The 9,403-nt window shown below is 50.5% G+C and carries 9 protein-coding genes and 1 pseudogene; 4 read left to right on the top strand and 6 right to left on the bottom strand.

All coding sequences use genetic code 11. From position 1 onward, the window contains the following. The 4 genes and pseudogenes from KU392_RS11885 to icd form a co-directional block, all read right to left on the bottom strand. Positions 1-490, bottom strand: a pseudogene (locus tag KU392_RS11885) (IS5 family transposase); the annotation flags it as partial. A gap of 75 nt (positions 491-565) precedes the next feature. Next, positions 566-871 (bottom strand): hypothetical protein, encoded by a 306-nt coding sequence (locus KU392_RS11880; RefSeq protein WP_217735413.1) that lies wholly within the window; start codon positions 869-871, stop codon positions 566-568. A 120-nt stretch (positions 872-991) separates the two neighbouring features. Then, complete coding sequence (locus tag KU392_RS11875) at positions 992-1,453, bottom strand: methyltransferase family protein (protein WP_217735412.1); 462 nt, start codon at positions 1,451-1,453, stop codon at positions 992-994. Between the two features lie 185 nt (positions 1,454-1,638). Beyond that, on the bottom strand, positions 1,639-2,895 hold the full coding sequence (gene icd / locus KU392_RS11870; RefSeq protein WP_217735411.1) for an NADP-dependent isocitrate dehydrogenase: 1,257 nt from the start codon (positions 2,893-2,895) through the stop codon (positions 1,639-1,641). 207 nt (positions 2,896-3,102) lie between these two features. On the opposite strand from icd, the gene KU392_RS11865 reads away from it, so the two are divergent. Then, positions 3,103-3,531, top strand: a complete 429-nt coding sequence (locus KU392_RS11865) for a DUF1841 family protein (RefSeq protein ID WP_217735410.1) — start codon at positions 3,103-3,105, stop codon at positions 3,529-3,531. Positions 3,532-3,586: 55 nt separating this feature from the next. Here the strand turns inward: KU392_RS11865 and KU392_RS11860 are convergent, their stop codons facing one another. Further along, the gene (locus tag KU392_RS11860; RefSeq protein WP_169295282.1) at positions 3,587-3,946 is read right to left on the bottom strand and encodes a c-type cytochrome; all 360 of its coding nucleotides are present in this window, start codon (positions 3,944-3,946) and stop codon (positions 3,587-3,589) included. Positions 3,947-3,960: 14 nt separating this feature from the next. Further along, positions 3,961-4,311 (bottom strand): c-type cytochrome, encoded by a 351-nt coding sequence (locus KU392_RS11855; RefSeq protein ID WP_217735409.1) that lies wholly within the window; start codon positions 4,309-4,311, stop codon positions 3,961-3,963. Positions 4,312-4,459: 148 nt separating this feature from the next. On the opposite strand from KU392_RS11855, the gene KU392_RS11850 reads away from it, so the two are divergent. From KU392_RS11850 to KU392_RS11840, 3 genes are all read left to right on the top strand, one after another. After that, positions 4,460-5,335, top strand: a complete 876-nt coding sequence (locus tag KU392_RS11850) for an AAA family ATPase (protein ID WP_246587452.1) — start codon at positions 4,460-4,462, stop codon at positions 5,333-5,335. A gap of 12 nt (positions 5,336-5,347) precedes the next feature. After that, on the top strand, positions 5,348-6,520 hold the full coding sequence (locus KU392_RS11845; RefSeq protein WP_169295285.1) for a vWA domain-containing protein: 1,173 nt from the start codon (positions 5,348-5,350) through the stop codon (positions 6,518-6,520). Between the two features lie 107 nt (positions 6,521-6,627). Then, positions 6,628-9,321: a M16 family metallopeptidase gene (locus KU392_RS11840; protein ID WP_246587451.1), complete on the top strand. Its 2,694-nt coding sequence runs from the start codon at positions 6,628-6,630 to the stop codon at positions 9,319-9,321. Positions 9,322-9,403 lie beyond the last annotated feature (82 nt).

Genomic DNA, 9,403 nt, shown 5'->3' with positions numbered 1-9,403 from the left:
GGCCGAGTGAGCGCGCCGAGCCGTTCGAGCAAGACACGTCCAGCAGGCGCATCATGGGCCTGTCCGGGAGAAAGTGAAAACGCTACGGCAGTTCGATCATCCGCGGCAACCATATGAATCTTGGTGTTCCAGCCCCCTCTCGACTTTCCAATGGATTGGGGGCCGTTTTTTTTAAAGCACCCGTGCCATCAGGATGCACCTTTATGCTGGTGCTGTCCAATGAGACCGCTTCGATCTTTATACGCACGATCTGATGCTTCTGAAGCTCAGCAAACATCCGATCAAGAACACCAGCCTTTGCCCAGCGGTTCATGCGCGTGTAAACGGTGTGCCAGTTCCCGAATCGCTCGGGCAGACCGCGCCACTTGCAGCCATGCTCGGCCACATAAAGGATGGCATTGACTACCTGCAAATTCGTTAGCTTGACATTGCCTCGTTGCCGGGGAAGGCAGCTTTCGATATGCGTAAATTGTTCAGGTGTGATTTCCATTCCTGTAGGATAGGCAATATTGCGGCCGATTGTCTATTAGTGTTAACACGCCCTAATTATTTTTATAAATCTGCTTCAATCTTCGAATTTACTGTCAACCTGAATAACCACCTTACGGCTTGGGTAATCAATTTCAATTTTCTTCAGATTGAACAGCCAATCATTGAAACACATCATTTCCCAAAAACCACCGGTGGAAGGGTCTATCAATCTGGACAGATCTGATTGATCAACAGATTTTTCAGGCATGCTGCCACCATTAGGCAAGCCAGTCACTTCTATTGTCCAAGCAGGGCCAACCCGCTCTTGGCCTTCACGGTTTACAAAAAGCAGGTTAAATTCACGTTCAGAACGCCATTCAAAATTGTGAAGAGGTGACATTGTATTTTTTCCTTTAAAATTTTAACAAACCGTAAGTGCTTACTAGGTAATAATAACACTGCCAGCCCTGTAAAGCGCCATTTCACATACCCTAATGGGCTGAACTGCAACATCCCACCCTCACAACCAACGCCGCACTTTCGCCTTATACGCCAGATATTCCTGCCCAAACAGTTTTTCCATGACCCTTTCCTCGGGAATAATCTGGAAACGGGTGATATACAGTACGTATGCCAGCACACCCAACAAAGCCCATGCAGATGCCAGGTAAATGGCCCACGCCAGCAACAACAAAGCCATACCCAGGTACATCGGGTTGCGTGAATACTTATAAATACCCGTACACACCAGGGCCGATGATTTTTCAGGGCTCATGGGGTTCACTGTGGTTTTTGCTTTCCGGAATGAAACAGCCCCCAGAAAATCGCATGCCAGACCAATAAATGCCACGATGGCGGCAATACTCTGGCGTATCAGCGCCCCCTCTTCAACGCTCATGGCCGCCGGGCTCAGTTGCCACATCAGAAGCCCGATGACAATCGCAATGAGCGGTGGAGGGATTCTGGTTTCCAGCTTATTCATAACGATATCCTTCATAAATCGCCTTCAGCAATTACACAATCTACCTGTGCAAACCCTGCCCTGAATAATTTTTTATGCATAGCGAATAAAAACATGCCTGCCCAGGCAAATGGTAACAAAAAACCCGCACCACCATAAGCAGTGCGGGTTTTGCAAACAGATTATTGCCGAAGCAATAAAGCAGCTTACATGTTTTCGATCATTACCTGACCAAAGCCAGAGCAGCTAACCTGTGTTGCGCCTTCCAGCAGACGGGCAAAGTCATAAGTTACTTTCTTGGACAGGATTGATTTTTCCATAGAGGAAATGATCAGGTCTGCGGCTTCGGTCCAGCCCATGTGACGCAGCATCATTTCTGCAGAAAGAATTTCTGAACCTGGGTTCACGTAGTCTTTACCTGCGTATTTGGGTGCTGTACCGTGAGTGGCTTCAAACATGGCAACAGAGTCGGACAGGTTGGCCCCCGGAGCGATACCAATACCGCCAACCTGGGCTGCCAGTGCGTCAGACACGTAGTCACCGTTCAGGTTCAGTGTGGCAATGACTGAGTACTCGGCAGGACGCAACAGGATTTGTTGCAGGAAGGCGTCAGCGATAGAATCCTTGACGATAATGTCTTTACCGGTTTTAGGATTCTTGAATTTGCACCATGGGCCACCGTCGATCAATTCAGCGCCGAATTCTTTTTGTGCCAGTTCATAGGCCCAGTCACGGAAACCACCTTCGGTGTATTTCATGATGTTGCCTTTATGAACGATGGTAACGCTTGGTTTGTCGTTGTCGATCGCGTATTGGATGGCTTTGCGAACCAGGCGTTGTGTACCTTCACGTGATACGGGCTTGATGCCGATACCGGAAGTGTTGGGGAAGCGGATTTTGGTTACGCCCAGTTCATTTTGCAGGAAATCGATCAGTTTTTTGGCTTGATCGGATTCTGCCGGGAATTCGATACCGGCATAGATATCTTCCGAGTTTTCACGGAAAATAACCATGTCTGTTTTTTCGGGCTCACGCACGGGTGAAGGAACACCTTTGAAGTAACGTACGGGACGCAGGCAGACATACAGGTCCAGTTGCTGACGCAGTGCCACGTTCAGTGAGCGAATGCCACCGCCAACGGGTGTGGTCAGAGGGCCTTTGATGGAAACAACGTAATCCTTGACGGCATCCAGGGTTTCTTCTGGCAGCCATACGTCTGGACCGTATACTTTTGTTGATTTCTCACCAGCGTATACTTCCATCCAGTGAATTTTACGTTTGCCATCGTAAGCTTTGGCAACTGCAGCATCAACCACTTTCAACATGACTGGTGTGATGTCTGCACCAGTACCGTCACCTTCAATGTAAGGAATGATTGGCTGGTCTGGTACATTCAGAGAGAAATCGGTGTTAACCGTGATTTTTTCGCCCGCTGCCGGGACTTTGATATGTTGATAAGACATGTTGGCTCCGTAACCCACATTAAGACAATTAACCTAAAACCTGCGGCCTGATAGGAGTAAACCGCAAGTCTTATATAAGACTGACATAGTTTAACTGAAAAAATTTAAACCGCCTAAAAACATTGCCATTTTTTCAGAAATATTTCCTGATTCGGACAATTCTGAGGCAAAATAGCATATAACCTGTTTTTTATCTTCACTATACTTATGTTCAACCCTTCCCGTGACCAGGTCAGAGACTTCTTTATCGATACCTGGCGCAAACACCAGACTAAACAAATCCTGACTCCTCTTGAGTCCATCGCCCTGAACTGGATACAGCAACACCCTGAATATCACGGCGTACTTGAAAACCCCGAATCCAAAAGCAAGGATTTTTCAGTCGACCAGGGTCAGGTCAACCCGTTTTTACATCTGTCCATGCATTTGGCCATTGAAGAGCAAATATCCATTAACAGCCCTCCGGGCATCAAGGATATCTTCCAGACCCTGGCTGCCGGCAGCAACCCGCACGAGGCCGCTCACGAAATCATGGAGTGTCTGGGAACAGTCATTTGGGAAGCCCAACGCCTGGGTAAACCGTTAGACAACAATCAATATCTGGATTTGTTGCGTCAGCGGGTAAAACGCCATTAACCGGTCCGTCGGCCCTCCCTGGGCTCATCAACCGGCCTGCCAAACACCTTGCCTGTTAGCGCCGGTGGCTTAAACCGCTGGGCAAGGTGGCCAGCCAGGCCGAAATATTCTCAATATCGGTCAGCGTCAGGTTCTGGACCTGCACCATCATAATCGGGTTTTTACGGACATTGGCAGAAGCGGGTGCATTGCGCGCACCACGGGCATAAGCCAGCAGGGCATGCTTCAGGTAATCGCCATGCTGTCCGGCCAGAATGGGATACATGGACGCCAGTGTGGTAACGCCATCGGCACCATGACAGGCCACACACCCTTTTGTCTCAAACGCGACCTTTCCGGCCTTTAAATCGGTGGCCTGCGCAGCCCCCGAAATGACCAGAGCAACACCTGCCAACATTACATTTACCTGTTTCATGACAGTGTCTCCGACTATTGAATTTGTGCGTAATAGGCTGCCAGATCAAGCATGTCCTGCTCTGACAGGCTATGGGCAATGGCCATCATTGACGGGAAGGTACGGGATCCGGCCTGGTATTCTTTCAGGGCAGCAACAATATATTCAGCATTCTGACCCGCAATCTTGGGAACCGGGTAAACTTCGGGGAAACTGGCCCGGTATCCCTCTATGCCATGACAGCCAATACACATAAATACTTTACCTTTCCCTGCCTCTACATCCCCAACAGGGGCAGCCTGCTGTGCAAATGACTGCGCCCCTGTTGCACAGCCCGCCATGATGGCGAACAAATTTATGGTACGCTTTAACGATTGTTTCGTCATATATGGCTCTTCTTGGTGATTGTTAAGAATTTTAATTAAAAACAACGGATAGAGCTGCGATGGATTGATTTTACGATTTGTACTATCAATTCGGTTTAGTATTAATACTTAATGTATTGAACCCCTATTTTTATGTTGCAGGATGGAAATGAATATACCTATAAACCCTAATGACTCAACAAAATTCTCTGGAACAGACCGTTATATAGCGACGGAAGACCTTAAGCTGGCGGTGAATGCCGCCCTGACTTTACAGCGTCCACTGTTAATCAAGGGTGAACCCGGTACGGGTAAAACCATGCTGGCCGAAGAAGTGGCCCATGCCCTGGGACGCGACTTGCTGCAATGGCATATCAAATCCACAACCAAAGCGCATCAAGGGCTCTACGAATACGATGCCGTCTCCCGCCTGCGTGACTCCCAGCTGGGCGATGAGCGGGTCAAGGATATCCGCAATTACATTAACAAAGGCGTGCTGTGGAAGGCTTTTGAGTCGGAAAAACCCTGCGTTGTCCTGATTGACGAGATTGACAAGGCCGACATCGAGTTCCCCAACGACTTATTGCGCGAACTGGACCAAATGGAGTTTCATGTATACGAAACCCAACAAACCATTGTGGCCAAACACCGCCCCTTGGTCATTATTACCTCAAATAATGAAAAAGAGCTGCCCGATGCCTTCCTGCGCCGATGCTTTTTCCATTACATCCAGTTTCCCGATCGTGCCACGTTAAAAGACATTGTGCATGTGCATTTCCCCGATATCAAGGCCGAAGTCCTGCGTGCCGCCCTGGATCATTTCTTTACCCTTCGCGAAGCGCCCGGCCTGAAAAAGAAACCCTCCACCTCCGAGTTTCTTGACTGGCTGTCACTGCTGATTGCCGAAGATATCAGTGCCGGCAAAATTGATGCCCATGCCGCCACGGCAATACCCATCATGGCAGGTGCCCTCCTGAAAAACGAACAGGACCTGAGCCTGCTGGAACGACTTTCCGCCATGGCGCAAAATATGCGCCGCTCATAAGTCAGGCTACCCATGTTTATCAATTTCTTTTACCACCTTCGCAATCACAAGCTGCCGGTATCTGTCAAAGAATACCTCACCCTGCTTGAGATCTTGCGTGAGCAGGTCATGGCCCCTACCCTGCATGATTTTTATCTGCTGTCACGCATGACACTGGTCAAGGATGAAACGCTGTTTGACCGCTTCGACCAGGCCTTCTCCCTTTTTGCCAAAGGGGTCGAGGCCCAACTGGCCGACAGCAAGGAAATCCCGCTGGAATGGCTGATGAACGAATTGCAGAATTCACTCACGCCAGAAGAAAAAGCGGCCATCGAAAAGCATGGCTGGGAAAAACTCATGGAGCTGTTCAAGCAACGCCTTGAAGAACAGCAGGAACGGCATGCCGGCGGTAACAAATGGATAGGCACAGGAGGCACTTCCGCTTTTGGCAACAGTGGCTATCACCCTGAGGGCATCCGTGTAGGTGGAGAGTCCGCTGGCCATCGCACTGCCGTCAAGGTATGGGATGAGCGCCTGTTCAAGGAATATGATGACCAACAGGAACTGGGCACCCGCAACTTCAAGGTTGCCTTAAGACGCCTGCGCCGCTTTGCCCGCGAAGGAGCGGCCGAAGAGCTCGATCTGGATGACACCATCCGCAGTACGGCCCGCAACGCCGGCTATCTGGACGTCAAAATGATTCCCGAGCGTCATAATAACGTCAAGGTCCTTATGCTGCTTGATGTGGGCGGCAGCATGGATGACCACATCGCCCGCGTTGAAGAACTGTTTTCGGCGGCCAGCAGCGAATTCCATCACCTGGAAGTGTATTATTTCCATAATTGCGTTTACGAACGCGTCTGGCGCTATAACAGTAACGGGCGCCGCAACTACATAGACACCTGGGAGCTGCTGAGAAAATACAATGCCGACTGGCGCCTGATCCTGGTGGGCGATGCCACCATGAGCCCCTACGAAATCATGCACCCGGGCGGCTCGGTAGAGCATTACAACAAGGAAACCGGTGCTGCCTGGCTGCAGCGGCTTCTGGAACACTGGCCCAAATCCATCTGGCTCAATCCCGAACCCACCAGTTATTGGCCTTACCGGCAATCCATCGAACTTATCCGCAATATTGTGCAAGACCGCATGTACGGAGTCACGGTTGCCGGTCTGGAAGAAGGTATGCGGTTCTTGTCCAAATAGCCGCTTATTGTCAACGCAGTATTTGCCTAATCATACAAATAGCCATGAGACAACATCTGCCACTTTCGCCTTACATTACTTTATTACTACTTTCTTTTTTCCTTTTTATGTCATTACCCATTCCCGCCGCAGGCGCCCTCACCCAGCCGGTACAAATCCACAGTATCGAAGGCATTACCGAATACAAACTGGATAACGGTTTACGGGTTCTGCTGGCTCCCGATCAATCCAAACCCACCACCACGGTCAACATGACCTATCTGGTGGGTTCCCGCCACGAACAATACGGGCGTACCGGCATGGCTCACCTGCTTGAGCATTTAATGTTCAGGGGCACGCCCAACACACCCAATGCACTGGCTGAATTTTCCAAACGAGGCTTGCAGGCCAATGGCTCCACCTCGGCAGACCGTACCAACTACTATGCCAGTTTTGCCAGCAACCCTGAAACCCTGAAATGGTATTTGACCTGGCAGGCCGATGCCATGCGTAATGCCTCTATCCAGGAAGAAGACCTGAATGCGGAACGGGGCATTGTCCTGAATGAACTTGAGCGCGGAGAAAACAATCCTTTCCGGAGCCTGACAGAAAAAATGCGTTCAACGGCCTACCAGTGGCACAATTACCGCAACAGCACCATTGGTGCCCGCAGTGATCTTGAAGGCATGCAGGCCAGTGAGCTGCGTGATTTTTACGACCGCTATTACCAGCCCGACAATGCGGTTTTGGTGGTTGCCGGCAAATTTGAGCCCGAGCAAACTCTCAACCTGATCAATGGACTGTTCAGCACCATTCCCAAACCCGAACGCACCCTGACCGAAGCTCCCACGATAGAGCCCCAACAGGACGGCGAGCGCCAGGTTATCCTGGAGCGCAGTGGTGGCATGCCCTTTATTGCCGCCACTTACCATATTCCTGCCGCGTCCAGTGAACAATATATCATGCTGGATATCGCTGCCAGCATTCTGGCCGACAGCCCTTCGGGTCAGCTTTACAAAGCACTGGTGGAAAACAGCCTGGCCACCGGTGTTTTTGGCTTTGCCATGGCACACCATCACCCTGGACTCATCTTTTTTGGCGCCCAGCTGAATGACACCATGGACATCGCCAAAGCGCAGCAAACCCTGCATGAGGTACTTGAGCAAAGTGCCAGGCACCCCATCACCCAAGAGCAGCTGGATCGAGCCAAAAACAATTGGCTGACCCAATGGGATGAGTTGTTTTCCAGTACAGAACAAATGGGTATTGGCCTGTCTGAAGCCATTGCCTCGGGCGACTGGCGACTTTTCTTTCTGGAACGCGACCGGGTCAAGAACCTCACCCTGGAAGATGTCCAACAGGCCATCAACACTTATTTGCTGGCCAGCAACCGCACCAGCGGACTTTACAAACCCGCCGATAATCCGCAACGTGCTCCGTTTGAAACCACGCCCGATATTGCACAATTGTTGAAAGACTATAAAGGTGATCCCTCTTTTACGCAAACGGATGCTTTCGACGCTTCGCCTGAAAATATCGACAAACTGACCCAACGGGACGTGATCCGGTTGCCCAATGGCACCATTAGCACCGCCATGTTGGTCAAGCCCACCAGGGGCAATCGTGTCCAGGCCGATTATAAAATCCAGTTCGCCAATGCCAAGGCTATGGAAAATATGGCCAGCCTGTCCGCGGCCGCGGCTTCGTTACTGGATAATGGCACGGCCACCATGTCGCGTCAGCAAATCCAGGACCGTATCGATGCCCTGCAAGGCAGCATTCATTACGGCATCAGTGGCAACCGCTTGATGGTATCCCTTTCCACCCATAAAAAGCATTTCCCGGAGTTGCTGCAACTCAGCCTTGAACTCATCCAACAGGCCAGCTACCCGCTCAAAGAAGTGGATGAATACAAGGAACGGGTTATCACGTCGATTCGAAACGCCATGACCGAACCTGGGGCACTGGCCAATAATATCCTGAGTCGCCACAGCAATATCTGGCCCAAAGGGGATGTCCGTTATGTCCCCACGTATGAAGAATTGATCGAAAACATCCAGGCCATCAAACCCGAAGCACTTCGTGAATTCCAAAGCAACTTCTTTGGTGCGGGTGATATTGATATTGCCGTGGTGGGCGACTTTGACCCGCTGCAAATCAGGCAAATTCTTGAAAATGGCCTGAAAGACTGGAAACAGGCGCCCCGCTATGAACGCATAGACACGCCCTACCATGCCGTCAAACCCGAGACGTTCACGATTGAGACACCCGACAAGTCCAATGCCGTTTATATGGCCAGATTGCCGATAGAAATGCAAAATGACGACCCGGATTATCCGGCTCTGTTCATGGCCAACTATCTGCTGGGTGCTACGGAAACGTCCCGCCTCTGGACCCGTATCCGCACCCAGGAAGGGATGTCTTACAGTATCCGCAGTTCATTGAATATTTCCTCTTTCGAGCCTTCCGGTACATGGGCATTGCAAGCCATTTATTCGCCCACCGAAAAAGAGCGGCTCAAGTCCCTGATTGATGAAACCATTCAGAAAACCCTGAAGGATGGCTTTACCGAAGAGGAACTGGCCGATGGCATCCGTTCAGTCCTAAACCTGCGTTCACTGGCCCGCTCACAAGATAGCGTCCTGTCTTCGACCTGGCTGAAATACCTGTCACTGGACCGCACCTTTGAATGGAACCGGAAGTTTGAGGAGTCCCTTCAAAAGCTGACCACGGCAGATGTCCTCCAGGCCATGAAAACCTATCTGAAGCCGGAAAACATATCTGAAGCTTTTGCCGGTGATTTTTTGGGTAAGGCTGACTAACCCGGTACGGGGCAAACCCCGTTCCATGGCCCCCTTACCCAAAGGGGGCTTACGGCACATATTGATAAAAAAAATGCACGTT

Origin of the sequence: Advenella alkanexedens (genome assembly GCF_019132845.1) — a bacterium.
Lineage (GTDB): Bacteria > Pseudomonadota > Gammaproteobacteria > Burkholderiales > Burkholderiaceae_B > Advenella > Advenella alkanexedens.
This window is presented reverse-complemented; position numbering and strand designations above follow the sequence as displayed.